This is a genomic window from Actinomyces denticolens (assembly GCF_002072185.1).
Lineage (GTDB): Bacteria > Actinomycetota > Actinomycetes > Actinomycetales > Actinomycetaceae > Actinomyces > Actinomyces denticolens.
The window spans coordinates 1-16,876 of the sequence record NZ_MVIW01000010.1 but is presented as its reverse complement, the minus strand read 5'-3'; the positions used below and the strand labels follow the sequence as shown (position 1 = coordinate 16,876).

Sequence of the window (16,876 nt, the reverse complement as noted above, 5' to 3'; positions counted from 1 at the left end):
GTAGTAGCCCGTCACGTTCCGGACCGGCGCATCCCCACTGTCAGGAGGAGATCTCAAGGATCTCATCCGCGGCACGGCCCATCGCCGCGCGCATCGAGCGGTTGCCGACCACCCACGCCCGGCGCCAGGCGGCCTCGCGCTCCCGCCCGGGAGCCTCGGCATCCGCGAGGGCCCGGCGCATCGCCTCGGCGACGGCGCCGACCTCGTGGTCGCAGGCGTGGCCGAGGCCGTGGGCGCCGAGGTCCTCGCGCGCCGGGCCGGGGCCCGCGTAGACGACGGGGGCCCCGCAGGCCAGGGCCGCGAGGATCTTCGTGGGGTAGGCGAAGTCGTAGCCCAGGCCGGGCCGGATGGACACGACCGCCGCCGCAGCGCCGCGCAGCCAGGCGGCGGCCTGATCAGGGGGCACGAGCCCGCTGAACCCGATCCGCTCGTCGCCCTGGGCCCGGGCGATGAGACTCTCCCAGTCGCTCCCCTGGCCGAGGAAGACCAGTCGCGCCTCGGGGTGGCTGCGATGGACCAGGCGCAGGGCGTCGATGAACACTCCGGCGCCCTGCCACTCCGAGGCGGTTCCCGCGTAGAGGAAGTACGGTGCCGCGGGCGCGTCCGGATGGCGAGGACCCTCGTCGGTGAAGACCTCGGTGTCAATGCCATTGGGAACGAGGGCCACGCGCCGCGCCCCCAGCTCGCGCGCGCGGTCCGCCACGCCGTCGCTCACCGCTACGACGCTCCGCGCGCCGGCCAGGGCGAAGCGCTCGACGAGGCGCAGGGCCTCGACCACCCAGGCGGGCGCGCCGATGGACTCCGAGGCGTCGGACCACACATCCGCCGCGTAGTAGGCGTAGGGGATGCCGCGCAGGGCGCAGATGGCCCGCACGACCGCGCCCGTGGTCGGCGGCGGCTCGGCGATGACGACCCGGGGACGCCGCTGGACCAGGAGCCGAACGGCCATGGGCGCGTCCACGCTCATGTAGTGGGCGTAGCCGCGCACGTATCCGGACTCGTCCCGGAGCGCCGGGACGGATCGCACCTCGATGCCGGCATCCCCGGGGGGCGTCATTCCCGGCGGGGTGGAGGTGAGCACCGTGACGCGCTCACCGCGCTCGGCCAGCGCCAGGGCCAGACCGCGCAGGCGCTGGGCGGCGGCGGCGGCCTCGGGGGCGTACAGGCGGGTCGCGATGATGACCCCCCGGGCGGGACGGGAGCGGTCCCAGACCGCCAGGGCGAGGGCGCCGGCGAGGCCGAGCGCGAGGCCCCCGCGCAGCCGCCTCGCGGTCACAAGTCGACCGTCCGGTTCTCGGTGGCGGAGGCGAGCACGGCCTCGACGACCTCGAGGGTGGCCACCCCCTCGTCCATGGTGACGATCTCGTTGCCCGCGGCGCCCGCGCCCGCCAGGACGGCGTCGCGGAAGCGCTCCTGCTCCAGGGCCAGGGGCTCGCGCTTCTCAATGGCGTAGCGCACGACGTCGCCCTCGCTGACCCCGCGGAAGGCGGCCACCTGGTCCCATGCGGAGGTCACGGTGCCGTTGGCGTAGAAGGTGAGATCCCCGGTGAGGGTGTCCGCCACGTACGCGCCCTTCTCCCCGGTGACGATCGTGACCCGCTCCTTGAAGGGGGTGAGCCAGTTGACGACGTGGCTGACGATGACGCCATTGGCGAGCCGCCCGACCCCCACGACCATGTCCTCGTTGTCCCGACCGGAGCGGTGGGCCACGTGCGCGCTGATGGAGGTGTAGCGGGAATCGGCCACCCAGGCGGTCAGGTCGATGTCATGGGTGGCGAGGTCCTTGACGACGCCGACGTCGCTGATGCGCGCGGGGAAGGGCCCCTGGCGACGGGTGAGGACCTGGTAGACCTCCCCGAGGTCCCCGGCGTCGAGGCGGGCGCGCAGAGCCCGCAGCGCCGGGTTGCAGCGCTCCACGTAGCCGACCGCGCCCACGATCCCGCGCGAGGAGAAGACCTCGGCCACGCGGCGGCCCGCCTCGGCGCTGCGGGCGATGGGCTTCTCCACCATCGTGGCCACGCCGGCCTCCGCCAGGGCGAGAGCCACCTCCTCGTGGTGGACGGTGGGCACGGCGACCACGGCGGCGTCGAGGCCGGCGTCGATGAGGGCGCGGACATCGGGAAGGACCGGCAGGCCGTCGGCCACTCCGAAGCGGTCGCCGCCCGGATCGGCCACGGCCACGAGCTCCATGCCGGGCGTGGCGCGGATGACGCGGGCGTGGTGGCGGCCCATGGAGCCCAGGCCGATGAGGCCGACGCGCAGCGCTCCCATCTCAGGCACCCGCCTTCGCCACGGCGCCGATGGCCTCGATGATCCGGTCGAGGTCCTCGGGGGAGAGCGAGGGGTGGACGGGCAGGGAGAGGCACTCGCGAGCGGCCTTCTCCGTGCCGGGAAGCTCCAGGCCGGGGGCGAAGCGCTCCAGGGAGGGCAGTCGGTGGTTGGGGATCGGGTAGTAGATGCCGGTCCCGATCCGCCACTCCTCGCGCAGGACGCGGGCGATCTCGTCGCGCGCGGCGCCCTCGATGCCCTCGAAGCGGATCGTGTACTGGTGGTAGACGTGGCGGTAGCCGTCGGGCACATGCGGGGTGAGGACGCCGCCCACGCCGGCCAGCCCGGCGTCGAGCACGGCGGCGTTGGCGCGGCGCCGCTCGGTCCAAGCGTCCACCTTGCCCAGCTGGACGCGCCCGACGGCGGCGCTGACATCGGTCATGCGGTTGTTGAGGCCGATGACCTCGTTGGCGTACTGCTTCTCCATGCCCTGGTTGCGGATGAGGCGGCAGGTGCGCGCCAGGTCGGCGTCGCGGGTGGAGATGAGGCCCCCCTCCAGGGTGGTCATGTTCTTCGTGGGGTAGAAGGAGAAGGAGCCCCAGGCGCCGAAGGCGCCCACGGGCGCGCCGTCGATGGCGGCCCCGTGCGCCTGGGCGCAGTCCTCGTAGACGGCCAGGCCGTGCCGTTCGGCGATCCCCAGGATGGCGGGCATGTCGGCGGGCAGGCCGTAGAGGTGGACGACCTCGATGGCCGCGGTGCGCTCGGTGATGGCGGCCTCGACGCCGACGGGGTCCAGGGTGAAGGTGACCGGGTCGATGTCCGCGAACACGGGGGTGGCGCCGGCGGCGGCCACGGAGTTCGCGGTGGCGGCGAAGGTGAAGGAGGGGACGATGACCTCGGCGCCCTGGGGCAGGCCGGCCGCGAGCGTGGCCACGTGCTGGGCGGAGGTGCCGGAGTTGACGGCCACGCAGTGGGCGCCGGCGACCATCGCGGAGGAGAACTCCTCCTCGAAGGCGGCCACCTGGGGGCCCTGGACGACCATCCCGGAGTCGATGACAGCGCCGGCCGCCTCGCGCTCCTCGGGCCCGATGATCGGCTTGGCGGCGGGGATGAAGCTGCGTTCCATCAGTGGGAGACCTCTCGGATCGTGGTGTCGGACTCTTCGTAGACGGTGCCGGTGGCGGGGCAGCGCCACCGTGGCGCGCCGGATCCGGCCGGCGCGATGGGCCCGAGGGGCTCGCCGGCGCGGCCGACCCAGCCGATGCGGCGCGCGGGCACCCCGGCGACGAGCGCGTGCGGGGGGACGTCCTTGGTGACGACGGCGCCCGCCGCGACCGTGGCCCACGCGCCGATCGTCACCGGCGCCACGCAGACGGCGCGCGCGCCGATGGAGGCGCCCTCCCCGATGGTCACCCCCACGGGCTCCCAGTCGGAGGCGGACTTGAGACTGCCATCGGGGTTGACGGCGCGGGGGAAGTGGTCGTTGGTCAGGGTGACGGCGGGCCCGATGAAGACGCCGTCGGCGAGGCTGGCGGGCTCGTAGACGAGCGCGTAGTTCTGGACCTTGCAGTTGGCCCCCATGCGCACGCCCTCGCCGACGTAGGCGCCGCGCCCGATGACGCAGCCGGTGCCGAGGACGGCGCGCTCCCGGATCTGGGCGAGGTGCCAGACGCTGCTCCCCTCGCCGATCACGGCCTCGTCCGAGACATCGGCTGACTCGGCGATCCGGACTGCCATTGCGGCTCCTTGCTGCCCGGCGGGAGGATCCCGGCCAGGCGCCGTCGTTCGTGCGGGGGTCAGGGGCCGCTGGGGATCGCGGCGCCGGACCAGGTCGCGCCGCGACCATTGCCCCATACTACCGCCCCGTGCCCGGGGCCTGCGGCGATCGGCGCGCGGGGTCCCGTCTCGGGGCGGATCGGCCCTCGCGTGCGACAATGCCGTGGTGAGCACCCCCGCATCCTCCAGGCAGGACCCCTCCCCGGTGACCGACGCCTGGCTCGTCATCCCGCTGTACAACGAGGCCCAGGTCGTTGGCGGCGTCATCGAGGCGGCCCGCGCCGTCTTCCCCCACGTCGTCGCCGTCGACGACGGATCGAGGGACGACTCCGCGCGGCAGGCCGAGCGCGCCGGTGCGATCGTCGTGCGCCACCCGATCAACCGGGGCCAGGGCGCCGCACTCCAGACCGGCATCGAGTACGTCCTGGAGAGGACGAACGCGGACTACGTCGTCACCTTCGACGCCGACGGCCAGCACTCCCCCGACGACGCGAGGGCCATGGTGTCCGCCGCGCGCGAGGAGGGGCTCGGCTTCGTCCTCGGCTCCCGCTTCCTCGAGGGCCCCTCCCCCGTGGGCCCGGCCAAGCGCCTCATCCTCGGACTCGCGGCCAAGGCCTCCTCCCGATCCTCGGGGATGCGGATGACGGACGCGCACAACGGGCTGCGGGTGCTGCGGCGCGACGCCGCCGAGAAGATCAACCTGCAGCAGGACCGCATGGCCCACGCCTCGGAGATCATCCGCCAACTCGCCGCCACCGGCCTGCCCTGGCGCGAGCACCCGGTGACGATCACCTACACCGACTACTCCAAGGCCAAGGGCCAGTCCCTGTGGAACTCCATCAACATCCTCGTCGACCTGCTCTTCAGCTGAGCGAGCATCGGCGCACCGCACCCGCCGCCAGACCATAGGAGCAGTCAGTGAGTCACCAGATCATCATCCAGGCCATCCTCGTCATCGCCGTCGTCGCGATCGGCTGGACCATGCTGCGCAGCCCGGCAGGCGCGCGGCACGAGGCCAGTCGGCGCCTCCTGACCCTGACCTTCGTACTCTTCGCGGTGATCGCGATCAGCCTGCCCCGACTGACCACCCAGATCGCCAACGCCGTCGGGGTGGGCCGGGGCGCCGACCTCCTCCTCTACGCCCTCGTCGTCGCCTTCCTCCTCAACGTCCACTCCTCCTTCCGCCGCAAGGCCTCCCTGGAGCGGCAGATCACCCGGCTGGCGCGCCGGGTCGCGATCGACGCCGCGCCGGAGCCCCCCGCCGAGGCCCGCCGGGAGCGCCTCTGAGGGGCGCCTCCGGGGCCTCGGCGCAGGTGGAGCGCCCCGGCCCGGGGAGCGGTCCCGGGCTCAGCCGCGCCGAGCGGCGCGCACGGCGATCTCCTCGCGCGCGCGCAGGCCGGCGGACAGCGCCCAGCGCAGCGGCGCCTGCCAGGGCGCGGGGTGGGAGGCCCGCATGTAGCGGCGCGCCGAGGCGTGGTGGGCGCGGATCATCCGCTCGGGGCGCGCCTTCCAGCTCGCGCCCTGCTCGTGGACGACGACCGCCTCGGGCACCTGGAGGTTGACGCGCCCGGAGGCCCCGACCCTCGCCCCGAGGTCGACGTCCTCGAAGAACATGAAGTAGCCGTCGTCGAAGCCCCCGAGCTCGCGCCACACGCCGGCGGGCAGCAGGAGGCAGGCGCCCGAGAGCCAGCCCACGGCGTGGGTGACATCCTCATTGCCGCCGTGGTAGCGGGCGGAGAAGGGATTGGAGGGCCAGACCCTCCCCAGCAGGGCGTGCCCGGTGCCCGCCGCCAGCGAGGGCAGGGCGCGCCCGGAGGGGTAGACGGTCCCATCGGAGTTGAGGAGCCGGGGGCCGAGCGCGCCCGCCTCGGGGTGGGCGATCGCGGCGTCGATGAGGACATCGAGACTGCCGGGGCGCCACACGAGATCGGGGTTGGCCACGACGATCCAGTCCTCGTCCAGCCCCTGGGCGGCGAGGTTCGCCCCCCCGCCGTAGCCGCGGTTGACGCCGTCGCCGACGACGCGGGCGCCGTGAGCGGCGGCGAGGGCCTCGACGACGCCGTGCTCCTCGCCGTTGTCGGCGATGACGACGGTGATCTCGCGGGAGGTGGCGGCCTTGAGGGAGGAGAGGAAGCGCTCGAGCTCATCCCCGGGGTTGTAGGCGACGGTCACCACGCGCGCGCGCCCGACCCGGGCGTCCCGCGGGCCGGCCCCCGGATCGGGCGGGGCATCAGCCGCGGCGTCGGGCGACACACCGGGCCGGCGGTGCTGATCGGCCGGATCCGGCCGATCGGAGGGCGCGGGGACGAGATCGGTCACGGGAAGAGCCTAGACGAGACGGGGTCCTGCCGAGGCGGTGTGACGCCAGTCATCCAGATCTGAGGAAGATCATGTCTCGACGCCGTCACGACGCTAGGCCTCGCCTGGCTGATTCTCTAGACTCGACACGTGCCCAACACCAAGAAGCCACACGCACGGCATTCGATCAAGGACCTGGGGAGGCGAACCGCCCGCCGGGTCGGCTTGGTGTTCCTGTCACTCGCCCTGTTCGTCACCTCTGCGGCCGGATTCGTCTACATGGACCTCCAGGGCCAGATCAAGCGCTTCGACATCTCCGACTATCTGGACGGCTCCGCCACCCGCACGGACGCCATCGGCGACTCCTACGACGGCCACGCCCTCAACATCCTCGTCCTGGGCACGGACACCCGCAGCGGGGCGAACAACGTCGACGGCTCCGACGGCAGCGAGGACACCTCCGTCGCCCGCTCGGACACGGCGATGATCATGCACGTGTCGGCGGACCGCTCCCGGGTGGAGGTGGTCTCCATCCCCCGCGACCTCCTCGTGGACATCCCCTCGTGCAAGACCTACGACGGCACCGAGTCGGACCCCCAGCCGGACACGATGTTCAACAACGCCTTCGCCACCGGCGCCGGCACCGGCACCGACTCGAAGGCCCTGGGCATCGGCGCCGCCTGCTCGATCAACACCGTCGAGAAGGCGACCGGCGTCAACATCGACGAGTTCATGATCGTCGACTTCCACGGCCTGGAGACGATGGTCGATGCCCTGGGCGGCGTCAACCTCTACGTCTCCGAGGAGATCGACGACCCCGATTACACCCAGCTCCACCTGCCCGTGGGCTGCCAGCACCTCAATGGCCCGGACGGCCTGAAGTACGCGCGCGCCCGCCACGGCTACGGCAACGGCTCGGACATCGGCCGCATCCAGCACCAGCAGAACCTCATGGCCGCCATGATCCGCACCGCCCAGAACAAGAACATCCTCTCGGACGCCAACCAGCTCTACTCCTTCGCCCGCACGGCGCTGGGGTCGCTGACCACCTCCGAGAAGATCGGCGATCTCACCAACCTCCAGGGCCTGGCCAGTTCGATCCAGTCCATCGGCATGGACCGCATCACCTTCCTCACCGTGCCCAACGAGCCCGCCGAGTGGGATGCCAACCGCGTGGTGGCCACCGATGACGCGAAGCCGATCTGGAAGGCGCTCAAGGAGGACAGCCCCGTGCCCACCGGTTCGGTGAGCGGCAAGGCGGATGGCTCCACCGCGTCCCCGGCGCCCGGCTCCTCCGACGCCGCTGCGGGCTCTTCCTCGGCCGATGCCGCCGAGCAGACCGATGCTCCCGCCGTTGCCGACAAGCCCAGTGGCGCCCCCGCCCCCCAGGCGCCCGCTCCCGCGACCCCCTCCGCCGACCCCGCCGCCCAGTGCAAGTGAGGCGCACGCCCTATGACGTCGAATGACGATCTTCCTCCCAGTGTCGCCCCGGGCTCTGGAGGACGGGCCCCCAGGCCTCCCCTGCCGCCGCGGGCGATGAGGCAGGGCCGGCAGCCGGATCCCCGGCCCGCGCCGGAGGCCCCTGCGCGCCGCAGCGTGCTCGGCGGGCACCAGGCGGGTCCGAAGCCCCCATCCCCCGAGCCGACGGCGGTCCCGCGCCAGAGCCCCGCGCCGGCGCCGCGGGCGGGCACCGCCGGCGGAGCGGGCGGCAGCCATGCCAGGCCCGGATCATCGGCTCGCGCCCTCGGGGCCGCGCCGCAGCGCCCCGCCCCCGACGCCACGCAGGCTCTCCCCTCGGGCTACCCGCCCGCCGGGCAGGGCTATGAGGACCATGGCGCCGGCGTCCCCGGCTACCCGGATCCCCTCCCCACGTCCTACGGCCCCTCTACGGGAGGCTGGCCGGATCAGCCCGCGCCGGGCGCGGTCCCCGCGGGCCCGAGCGGCCCGATGCGACCGGGCTTCCCCTCGGGGCCCGGGCCGATCGACCCGGGGCGCCGCGCCCCCCGGCGCCGCCGTCGGCGCCGGGTCCTCGGCTGGACGGCCCTGGTGATCGTGCTGGTGCTCGGGATCGTCGTGGGCCGGGTGGCCTGGCTGGCCCACGAGGTCGATGACAAGCTCGGACGAGTGAACGCCCTGTCCGGCGCGAAGGACACCGCCGGGGAGACCTGGCTCATCGTGGGCTCGGACGCCCGCGGCGACGGCGGTATCGCGGAGGATGGCACGGAGGGCTCCCGCGCGGACTCGATCATGCTGCTGCACAAGAACAACGGCCAGTCCTCGCTGACCACTCTGCCGCGCGACACGTATGTGGAGATCCCCGGCTACGGCGGGGACAAGATCAACGCCGCCTACTCCTACGGCGGGCCCGAGCTCCTGGTCCAGACCGTGGAGGGCCTCAGCGGCCTGACGATCGACCATTACATGGAGGTCGGGATGGCCGGGGTCAAGGAGACGGTCGACGCCGTCGACGGCATCGACGTATGCCTCGACTACGACGTGGACGACCCCGACTCCGGGCTCGTCTGGGACACCTCGAAGGGCGCCTGCCAGCACGTCGACGGAGAGAAGGCCCTGGCCTACTCGCGCATGCGCAAGTCGGATCCCACGGGGGACATCGGCCGGGGCCTGCGTCAGCGCGCGGTGATCAGCGCCGTCGTCGACAGGGCCGTGTCCGCCAAGACGCTCATCAGCTGGCCGCGCCAGGACAAGCTGGTGGATGCGGGCACGAAGGTGCTCACCGCCGATGACGACACCGGCCTGACGGATATCGGGCAGATGGTGCTCGGCTTCCGCTCGGCCTCCTCGGACGGCCTCACCGGGGCCCCGCCGATCGACTCCCTCGACTATGAGCCCGGCGGGATCGGGGCGGCCGTGCTGCTCGAGGACGAGACCGCGCCGGACTTCTTCTCCAAGCTGCGCGAGGGCAGGCTCACGTCCTCCGACTTCAACCAGGTCGAGGCCCCCTCCGCCTCCTGAACCCCACCCTTTTCACCGAGACCGGTCGAAAACGCCATCGAAACCGGTCGAAGTTGCGATCGAGACCGGTTCCGGGAACAGCCGGGGGGCGCGCTTGGGCTGCGATTTTGATCATCCTGCTCATGATTGGTCTATTTTTCATCTATACAAATTCCCGTCAGAAGGGACCCGGCCCCGATCGTCCCGTGTCAACACATGCGCCGCACGACGAAGCCCCCAACTACTGGACTGAAGAGCGGATGAAATCAGCATCCCCAGCATCCATACCGCCTGCACAGCCGTGGTTCGGTTAGGCCGTCGACCCGGCTCAGCCCCATCTCCCACGATGACGTCAAGCACAGGCGCGGGAATCGCGGAGCAGTCCTCAATGGCGAGGTTTGAGGATTCCTTTTTTGGCACGCCGTCATGACTTGCGTTTGCCCAGGCCAGAGGCCAGCTCGTGGAGCTCGCGCCGCACTCACCCCTTCCCGGAGCCCGAGCAATCCTCAAACCTCGCCACTTCGCACTCGTCCCCAGAACTCTCCTCGCCGAGACCGGTCGAAGTGGCGATCGAGACTGGTTCCGAGCGCAGGGGGCGCGGGCGATCCCCCGCCCGCGCCCCGTGGCTGCCCGTGCGGGGCCCTGTGCCCGCCCCGCACGGAGACCCGCACCCCTACTTCACCGCCCCTGAGGTGATCCCGGAGATGATCTGCCGCTGGAAGACCGCGAAGAGGGCCACCAGGGGCGCGCTCATGACGAGGACGTAGGCGAAGATGAGGTTCCAGTTGTTGAGCTGAACTCCCGAGCTGGCCACCATGAACAGATTGAGTGGCAGGGTGTCCATGCGCCCACCCACGATGAACAGGGCGTAGAAGACGTCGTTCCACACGTACAGGCTCACCTGGATCGCGGCAGTGGCCAGCACCGGGCGCAGCAGGGGCAGGATGATGCGCGTGAACACGCCCACCGGGCCGGCGCCGTCGATCCTGGCCGCCTCCTCCAGGGACTCCGGCACTGTGCGCACGAAACCGGTGATGAAGAAGATGACCAGGGACAGGTACATGCCCGAGTAGGTCGCGATCATGCCCACGGCCGTGCCGGCCAGTCCCAGCTGGCGCAGGAGCAGGACGAGCGTGACGATCGCTGGGGGCAGGATGATCCCCGAGATCATCACCGCGTACAGCACGGCCGCCCCTCGGCCGGAGCGCCGGGCCAGAACCCAAGCGGCCATCGATCCCAGGAGCAGGACGACGAGCACCGAGGGGATGAGCAGCACGAGGCTGCCCAGCAGGGCCGTGTCCACTCGCGCCTGCTCGACGATCCTGCCGAGGTTCTCGCCGAGCTCCCAGTGGCTGGGCAGGCCCAGGCCCGGGGACAGCGCCTCGGCCTGCGACTTGCCCGCGGTCACGAGGACCGTCCACAGCGGGACGCCGACGACGACGAGCGCCAGGACGATGCCCAGGGCGGGCTGGAGGATCCTGCGGTAGAGCCTCATGCGATGCTCCTCTCACGGCGGCGCAGCATCCCGATGACCGGGATCGCCAGGACGACGACGGTCAGGAAGAGCACGAGGCTCATCGTCGTGGCCTGCGCGTACAGGCCCTGGCCGAAGGTGCGGTAGATGAACAGGTTGAGCAGCTCGGTGGACCCGCCCGGGCCGCCGTTGGTCGTGGCCTGGACGACGTCGAAGGAGTTCATCGACCCCAGCAGCGCCGTCGTCACGTTGAAGGTGATGGCCGGGGCGATGAGCGGCAGCCGGATCCTGGTCAGGATCTGCCAGGGGGTGGCCCCGTCGATGACGGCCGCCTCGAGGACCTGGCCGTCGATGGTCTTGAGGCCGGCGAGGTAGATGAGCATCGACATGCCCATCCACTTCCAGGCGTGGATGACGATCACGACGCCCAGGGTCCAGGTGGTGGAGTTGAGCCAGCCGATCTCCACCGGGTGGCCCACCAGGGCCGACAGCGCCTGGTTGACGCCGCCGTCGGGTTTGAGCAGCGCCCTGAAGATGTACCCGGCCGCGAGCGCGGAGAGCACCACCGGCACGAAGAACACGACTCGCAGGATCTTGTTCAGGACGGTGTCGCGCTCCAGCAGGAGCGCCAGACCCAGGCCGAACAGGTTCTGGACGACAGCGACCCCGACCGCGTAGATGAGCGTGGTGATCAGGGCGTGGCGCAGCGCGCCGGAGCGGGCGAGGTCGGCGAAGTTGTCCAGGCCCACGCCGTTGATGGCGCTCTTGAAACTCGACCAGTCGGTGAAGGCGTAGACGAAGTTGTAGACGGTCGGCGTCAGGAAGAACACCGCGATCACGGCCAGTGCGGGGAAGACGAAGACCCAGGGGTGCGTGGAGCCCGCATGGCCGCGGCGCGGTGCTCGTTCCATGACTGCCATGACTGCCGTCCCGATCAGAAGCCCGTGGCGCCGATGGCCTTGGCGAGCTGGGCGAACTGGGCCTGGGTCTCCTCACCGACCTGCGCGGGGGTCTTGGTTCCCGCGATCATGTCACCCAGGTTCTTGGCGAGGTCGGGGTTGGCGATGGCCAGGGACTGCATGGAGCCGACGGAGGCCGACAGGGCGTCGTTGGCCTCGACGGCCGCGGTGGGGACCGTGGAGGGGGTCTCGACGCCGGAGATGATCGACACGGCGCTCTGGTCCTTCACGAAATCGGCGTAGCCGTCCGACAGCCAGAAGGACAGGAGCTGGCGAGCGGCGGCCTCGCGCTTATCGTCGCCGGTCTTGAAGGCGACGACGGCGTTGGTCTGCTCCGGGATGGAGGTGGCCACCGCGCCCTTCTTGGAGATCGGGAAGAAGCCGATCGTCTCGTTGAGGGTGGCCGTGTCCGTCTGCGCGGCCATGTTGGCGAGCAGGCTGTTGACGTGGATCGCCATGGCGGCCTCGCCGGCCAGCAGGGCCTTGGCCTGCTCGTCGAAGGTGGCCGTCTTGATGTCGGCGTTGTAGAGGCCGTCGGCGATCATCTGGGCATAGGCGTCGATGGCGCCCTGGATGTCCGTGCCGGTGAAGGCGTCCTTGTTCTCGTTGACGCGGTCCCACAGGCCGTCCTCAGCGGCGTCGGCGAGCTGGACCTGGACGGCGTACTGGGAGGCCCACCACTCCCCGCCCATCTCGAAGAAGGGGGTGACGCCGGCGCCCTTGAGGGCCCGCGCGGTGGTCAGCAACTCGTCCCAGTTCTTGGGCGTGGAGACGGCGTTGGCGGCGAAGACCTTCTTGTTGTACCACACACCCATCACGGAGGGCGCCGAGACGAAGGCCGCGTAGCGCTTGCCGTTGACGGTTCCGCCGGCGTCCAGGACGGTCTTGGCGGTCGTGGACTCCCAGGGGGCGCCGTCGAGGACCTGGAGGCGCTCGGCGGCGCCCAGGCTGGTGAGCGCCGACGTCGTGGGCTGCCACATGGCCAGGTCGGGCAGGTCCCCGGTGGCGACCTTCGTCTGGACGGTCTGCTCGTAGGGGTCGGGGATGGTGACGATCTCGACCTTGGCGCCGGTGGCCTTGGCGAAGGCCTCGGTCACGGCGGCGGGGATCGTGGCGGAGGACTGGGCGGCCCATACCGTCAGGGCGATGCCGTCGAGCTTGTCCGTGGCGCCGGACCAGCTGGCGGGCGCAGCCCCGGAGGAGGAGCCGGTGCCCGGGTCGGAGCAGGCGGCCAGGCCCAGGGCGGCGGCCGCGGAGGCCATCGTGGCGAGGTAGCCGCGCCGGGAGAGGCTGATGCGGTGGAAGGAAGTGGTGGTGCTCATCGGTTCTCCGATCGTGCGACGTCCTCGTCGCGGTGGGTGGTGTCCCGGACCAGGTAGGCCCGGGCGGTCGGTGCGGTGGACGTGGCCCTCAGGACGGGTCCGTCCGCCCCGTCCTCGACGCTGATGCCCTCGTCGGCCACGAGATCGGGGGGCGGCATGACCCGCGTCAGGCGCATGCCGGCCAGGGCCGGCAGGCGGAGGGCCGATCCGGGCCGGTCCTGGCCGGGGCGGGGCCGGTGCCACACGAGCAGCAGGCCCTCGCGGCCGACGGGGGCGCGGCGGGCGGTGACGACCCATTCCTGGTCCCAGGAGGCGACGTCGTATGGCCACCAGGGCAGCTCGCGGGTGAGGGCCGGGCGCAGTTCCTTGGCCAGGTCGGTGGCGGCGCGCACGAGACTGATCTGCCGGGGGCTCATGCGGTCCAAGTGGCCCGACAGGTAGAAGGAGCCGGCCAGGGAGGTCACGAGGGTGTAGGTGATCTCCTCGTCGGTCATCTCGGGCTGCGGATAGGCCCAGGAGCCCGCCTGCTCGGGGAGGAGGGCCAGGGGGGCGTTGGCCGCGATGGGCGGGTAGCGCACCGGATCCTGCAGGTCGGAGGTTGATTGGAGGCGGGCGTGGGCCAGGAGGGCGTAGTCCGAGGTCATGCCGCCCGAGGCGCAGTTCTCCACGATGAGGCCCGGATGGCGCTCGGGCAGCCGGGCGAGCCAGGCGGCCCACTGGCGGGAGTGCTCCATGAGCCCGTCTCCCGGTGAGTCGGCGCCGGCGTCGGGGCCCGGGCCCGCCGAGTAGTTGTCGTCGACCTTGAGGTAGCCGATCCCGTAGGAGACCATCCTGTCCACGACCGCGTCGAGCGCCTCTCGGGCGGCCGGGTGGCGCATGTCCAGGCGCAGCCGCCCCTGCTCGACCAGTCGCTCGCCGCCGCGGCGCATGAAGGCCTCGTCGGGGAGCTCCTCGGCTACGGGGCTGTTGACTCCGACGGCGAGGGGCTCGATCCACAGGCCCGAGGTCATGCCCTGGGCGTGGATGAGATCGAGAGTGGCCTCGAGCCCATCGGGGAAGCGCCGGGTCGAGGGCTCCCAGCGCCCGACGGCGTCCCACCACTCCTGGGCATCGGAGTGCCATCCGTCGTCGATGCAGTAGACCTCCGCCCCGGCGGCGGCGGCCGCGGGCACGAGGGTGGCCAGGCGCTCCTGCGTGGGCTGGGCCATGAGGGTGTTCATGTAGTCGTTGTAGACGACCGGCGCGGCCTCGGTGGTGGGGGCCAGGGCGGAGCGCAGCGCCCTGCGGTACCGGGTCATCTCGGCGGCCGCCCCCTGCCAGCCGTCCTCGGAGAACGCCAGGGCTGCCCATGGGGTGGTGATCTCCTCGCCGGGCGCCAGTCGGTGGAGCCAGGCGTGCTGGAGGTCGGTGGGGCCGTAGGCGACCAGACCGAGTCGGTCCGCGCGGCGTGAGATCTCGACGGTCCAGGCCCCGTTGTGCTCGACCTGCCACCCCACGGCCTGGCCGGTGGCGGGGTCGATGATGTAGCCGGCCGGCTCCCACAGCCCCGAGGACCACCCGGACTCCGAGCCGATCCGCAGCGTGTCGCGGGGCGACTGGCCGTGCGAGGCGGTGCCGATGTCGACCAGTTCCTCGCCGAGGCGCTGGTGGCGCCACCGCTGCTCGGCCATCCATCCCGAGCGCGCGGTGAGCAGGTCGAGGTCGTCCAGCCGGGCGCCGGGCAGCACGGTGGCCGACACCAGGGAGACGGCGGCCAGGGCGATGGTGGTCGCGCCCTCGTTGCGCAGCGTGGTGCGCAGGCGCCAGGAGGCCTCGGTGGGGCGGGCGATGTCGGTCAGAGCGAGCAGGCCGGTGGCGCTGTCTCGCTGGGTCACGCGGGTAGTGGGCCAGGGCGGCCCATGGAGGGCCTCGACGGCGTGATCGGGATCGGGACGCAGAGCAGCGCCGGCAGCGCCCCGAGTCAGGCGGTGGTCGACGAACTCCCGCCCGCTGCCCAGTGCGTGCAGCTCGACCAGCGGGCAGGCGCGGGCGGGGGCGTGGTCGCCGCCCAGGGTGAGATGGACCGGCATATCGCCGCTCAGGTGCAGCCTCGCGTGTCCCAGTGACGTCGTCGTCGTGTCGCTCATCTGTCTGCCATGGGGTCGGAACGGGTGGGCCGTGCGGTGCCGGGGCGGAGGCACGGCCCTGTGGATGGCGATCACGGTAGGAGGAGCCGAGCGGGGCGTCCAGCGGCTCAGAAACAGTCGTTTCACTCGTGCTTCCCGCCCCCTGCCCCGTCGGAGCCCAGCCCTGTAGCCTGGCGATCCGTCCCCGTTCCCCTCGGAGAGCATGCGAAGGAGCATGGAAATGATCAGCAGACGGCACGCCCTGATGTCCCTGGCCGTCCTGGCCGGCCTGCCCGCCGCCACGGTTCTCGCAACCTCGCCCGCACGGGCGGAGGGCGCGAGGATCGACCCCACTGGGCCCGGATGGGTCATGGCCCCCTCCCTCAGCGATGAGTTCACGACTCTGGATGAGAGCCGTTGGCGCAAGGGCCTGTGGTACCCGGTGTCGGCCGACGCCGGTCGCTTCTCCCCGGACAACGCCCTCGTGTCCGATGGCGTGCTGCGCCTGGAGGCCAGGCGCGAGCCCTCCCAGGTCGGGGGTAAGACCATTCCCATGACCTTCGGCGCGGTGGAGTCGCGCTTCGACACCCCCGGCCTCAATTCCTACATCGAGGTGCGGGCCCGCTGCCTCGACACCGCCAACATCCTGTCAGCCATTTGGTTGCAATCCTCCACCCTGACCGGCGAGGACCGGCTCATCGCCGACCCCAACCCCGAGATCGATGTCCAGGAGTCCACCACCGACCCGGACGTCAACTGGGCGCACCACCTGTGGCCCTGGACGGGCTCCGGCCACACGCGGCGCGACGCGCGGCCCTCGGGCGGAAAGCACTCCGCCGGGGTGGACCTGACGGCGGACTTCCACCTCTACGGCGTCGAGCGCTCAGGCGCGCACGTGCGCCTCTACCTCGACCGGGTGCTCTACGCGGATATCGACACCGGCGCGCTGGAGGCGGATTTCGGCTCCCTGGCCCGCATGTCCCGCCATGTGGTGCTCAGCCTGGAGGGGCACAGCCGCTCCCCGCACCGCCCCGAACTGCTGCCCAGGTCCTTCGACATCGACTACGTGCGCACCTACGTCAATGACGCCGATGTGGTCCGGGCCGATGGCAAGCGGCGCCTGGTGGCCCCCGACGGCCGTCTCCTGGCCAACCGGGGAGGCCGACTCGTCCTGGTTCCCGCCTCCGAGACCGCCGAGGGCACCTGGTGGGCCCTCACCCAGCATGACGACCTCACCTACGAGATCACCGCCGACGGCGCCCACCTCGCCCAGGAGCGGCCCGATGGCTGGTATGCCCGGAACCTGCCGGTCGTCGCGCGCCCCGAGGCCGGCGCCGGGGCGGATGACGCCTCGAGCCTGGCGCGCTGGCACGTGCGCGGCACCGGCGACTGCGCGCAGCTGCTCAACAAGGTCAGCGGCCTTCCCCTCGTCCTCGACGAGGCTGGACAGGGCGTCGTCGTCCGTGGCAAGGATGGGGCGACGTGCTGGCGCTTGGAGGCTCCTGCGATGCCCGAGCCGAGCCCCTCGCCCAGCCAGGGGCCGGGAGCGCCCTCGCCCAGCGCCTCCGCCTCGCCCATGCCCTCCGTCGCGCCGCCCCCCTCGGCCGGTGCGACGGGCCCCGCGGCCCCGAGCCCCTCGCCCGCGCCCACCGCCCCGCCGAGCGGCGGGGCGGGGAACGGGCCGCTGGCCAGCACCGGGTCCCCCGCGGCCGTGACCGC

At 72.0% G+C, this 16,876-nt stretch carries 14 protein-coding genes; 5 read left to right on the top strand and 9 right to left on the bottom strand.

What is annotated here, in order from left to right; translation table 11 throughout:
• Positions 1-40: 40 nt before the first annotated feature.
• Genes B1H55_RS04145 through B1H55_RS04130 form a run of 4 tightly spaced genes read right to left on the bottom strand, consistent with a single transcriptional unit; the run spans position 41 to position 4,005 of the window.
• Entirely contained in the window at positions 41-1,276 is a 1,236-nt protein-coding gene (locus tag B1H55_RS04145; RefSeq protein ID WP_167370544.1) for a glycosyltransferase family 4 protein, read from the bottom strand.
• Complete coding sequence (locus B1H55_RS04140) at positions 1,273-2,271, bottom strand: Gfo/Idh/MocA family protein (RefSeq protein WP_077240214.1); 999 nt, start codon at positions 2,269-2,271, stop codon at positions 1,273-1,275. The genes B1H55_RS04145 and B1H55_RS04140 overlap by 4 nt, the downstream gene beginning before the upstream one ends.
• A gap of 1 nt (position 2,272) precedes the next feature.
• Positions 2,273-3,394, bottom strand: a complete 1,122-nt coding sequence (locus B1H55_RS04135) for a DegT/DnrJ/EryC1/StrS family aminotransferase (RefSeq protein ID WP_077240213.1) — start codon at positions 3,392-3,394, stop codon at positions 2,273-2,275.
• A complete protein-coding gene (locus tag B1H55_RS04130; protein WP_073451029.1) occupies positions 3,394-4,005 on the bottom strand; it encodes an acyltransferase in 612 nt (203 codons plus the stop codon). The genes B1H55_RS04135 and B1H55_RS04130 overlap by 1 nt, the downstream gene beginning before the upstream one ends.
• Before the next feature lie 202 nt (positions 4,006-4,207).
• Here B1H55_RS04130 and B1H55_RS04125 point away from each other — a divergent pair, with 202 nt between their 5' ends.
• Together B1H55_RS04125 and B1H55_RS04120 are read left to right on the top strand one after the other, a co-directional pair.
• The gene (locus tag B1H55_RS04125; RefSeq protein ID WP_073451028.1) at positions 4,208-4,915 is read left to right on the top strand and encodes a glycosyltransferase family 2 protein; all 708 of its coding nucleotides are present in this window, start codon (positions 4,208-4,210) and stop codon (positions 4,913-4,915) included.
• Positions 4,916-4,962: 47 nt separating this feature from the next.
• Positions 4,963-5,331 (top strand): DUF2304 domain-containing protein, encoded by a 369-nt coding sequence (locus B1H55_RS04120; RefSeq protein WP_073451027.1) that lies wholly within the window; start codon positions 4,963-4,965, stop codon positions 5,329-5,331.
• Positions 5,332-5,391: 60 nt separating this feature from the next.
• Here the strand turns inward: B1H55_RS04120 and B1H55_RS04115 are convergent, their stop codons facing one another.
• Positions 5,392-6,363 (bottom strand): glycosyltransferase family 2 protein, encoded by a 972-nt coding sequence (locus B1H55_RS04115; protein ID WP_077240212.1) that lies wholly within the window; start codon positions 6,361-6,363, stop codon positions 5,392-5,394.
• Positions 6,364-6,492: 129 nt separating this feature from the next.
• Here B1H55_RS04115 and B1H55_RS04110 point away from each other — a divergent pair, with 129 nt between their 5' ends.
• Positions 6,493-7,782 carry an LCP family protein gene (locus B1H55_RS04110; RefSeq protein WP_073451026.1) on the top strand — a complete coding sequence of 430 codons (1,290 nt, stop codon included), beginning with the start codon at positions 6,493-6,495 and terminating at the stop codon, positions 7,780-7,782.
• Positions 7,783-7,794: 12 nt separating this feature from the next.
• Positions 7,795-9,318 carry an LCP family protein gene (locus tag B1H55_RS04105; RefSeq protein WP_240494177.1) on the top strand — a complete coding sequence of 508 codons (1,524 nt, stop codon included), beginning with the start codon at positions 7,795-7,797 and terminating at the stop codon, positions 9,316-9,318.
• 652 nt (positions 9,319-9,970) lie between these two features.
• Here the strand turns inward: B1H55_RS04105 and B1H55_RS04100 are convergent.
• The 4 genes from B1H55_RS04100 to B1H55_RS04080 are packed head-to-tail and all read right to left on the bottom strand — an operon-like array spanning position 9,971 to position 15,178.
• The gene (locus B1H55_RS04100; RefSeq protein WP_080461598.1) at positions 9,971-10,792 is read right to left on the bottom strand and encodes a carbohydrate ABC transporter permease; all 822 of its coding nucleotides are present in this window, start codon (positions 10,790-10,792) and stop codon (positions 9,971-9,973) included.
• Positions 10,789-11,682: a carbohydrate ABC transporter permease gene (locus B1H55_RS04095; RefSeq protein WP_197702454.1), complete on the bottom strand. Its 894-nt coding sequence runs from the start codon at positions 11,680-11,682 to the stop codon at positions 10,789-10,791. The genes B1H55_RS04100 and B1H55_RS04095 overlap by 4 nt, the downstream gene beginning before the upstream one ends.
• 23 nt (positions 11,683-11,705) lie before the next feature.
• Positions 11,706-13,052: an ABC transporter substrate-binding protein gene (locus B1H55_RS04090; protein ID WP_167370543.1), complete on the bottom strand. Its 1,347-nt coding sequence runs from the start codon at positions 13,050-13,052 to the stop codon at positions 11,706-11,708.
• Positions 13,049-15,178: a glycoside hydrolase family 36 protein gene (locus tag B1H55_RS04080; RefSeq protein WP_197702455.1), complete on the bottom strand. Its 2,130-nt coding sequence runs from the start codon at positions 15,176-15,178 to the stop codon at positions 13,049-13,051. Before B1H55_RS04080 ends, B1H55_RS04090 begins: the two co-directional genes overlap by 4 nt.
• A 220-nt stretch (positions 15,179-15,398) precedes the next feature.
• Here B1H55_RS04080 and B1H55_RS04075 point away from each other — a divergent pair.
• Positions 15,399-16,876: glycoside hydrolase family 16 protein (locus tag B1H55_RS04075; protein WP_080461597.1), on the top strand; the 1,478-nt coding region annotated here is incomplete at its 3' end.

Bases quoted from the DNA above. Each gene is read 5' to 3' on its own strand.
- B1H55_RS04140 (WP_077240214.1), bottom strand. From the start codon at position 2,271: ATGGGAGCGCTGCGCGTCGGCCTCATCGGCCTGGGCTCCATGGGCCGC.
- B1H55_RS04135 (WP_077240213.1), bottom strand. From the start codon at position 3,394: ATGGAACGCAGCTTCATCCCCGCCGCCAAGCCGATCATCGGGCCCGAG.
- B1H55_RS04130 (WP_073451029.1), bottom strand. From the start codon at position 4,005: ATGGCAGTCCGGATCGCCGAGTCAGCCGATGTCTCGGACGAGGCCGTG.
- B1H55_RS04105 (WP_240494177.1), top strand. From the start codon at position 7,795: ATGACGTCGAATGACGATCTTCCTCCCAGTGTCGCCCCGGGCTCTGGA.
- B1H55_RS04100 (WP_080461598.1), bottom strand. From the start codon at position 10,792: ATGAGGCTCTACCGCAGGATCCTCCAGCCCGCCCTGGGCATCGTCCTG.
- B1H55_RS04095 (WP_197702454.1), bottom strand. From the start codon at position 11,682: ATGGAACGAGCACCGCGCCGCGGCCATGCGGGCTCCACGCACCCCTGG.
- B1H55_RS04090 (WP_167370543.1), bottom strand. From the start codon at position 13,052: ATGAGCACCACCACTTCCTTCCACCGCATCAGCCTCTCCCGGCGCGGC.
- B1H55_RS04080 (WP_197702455.1), bottom strand. From the start codon at position 15,178: ATGAGCGACACGACGACGACGTCACTGGGACACGCGAGGCTGCACCTG.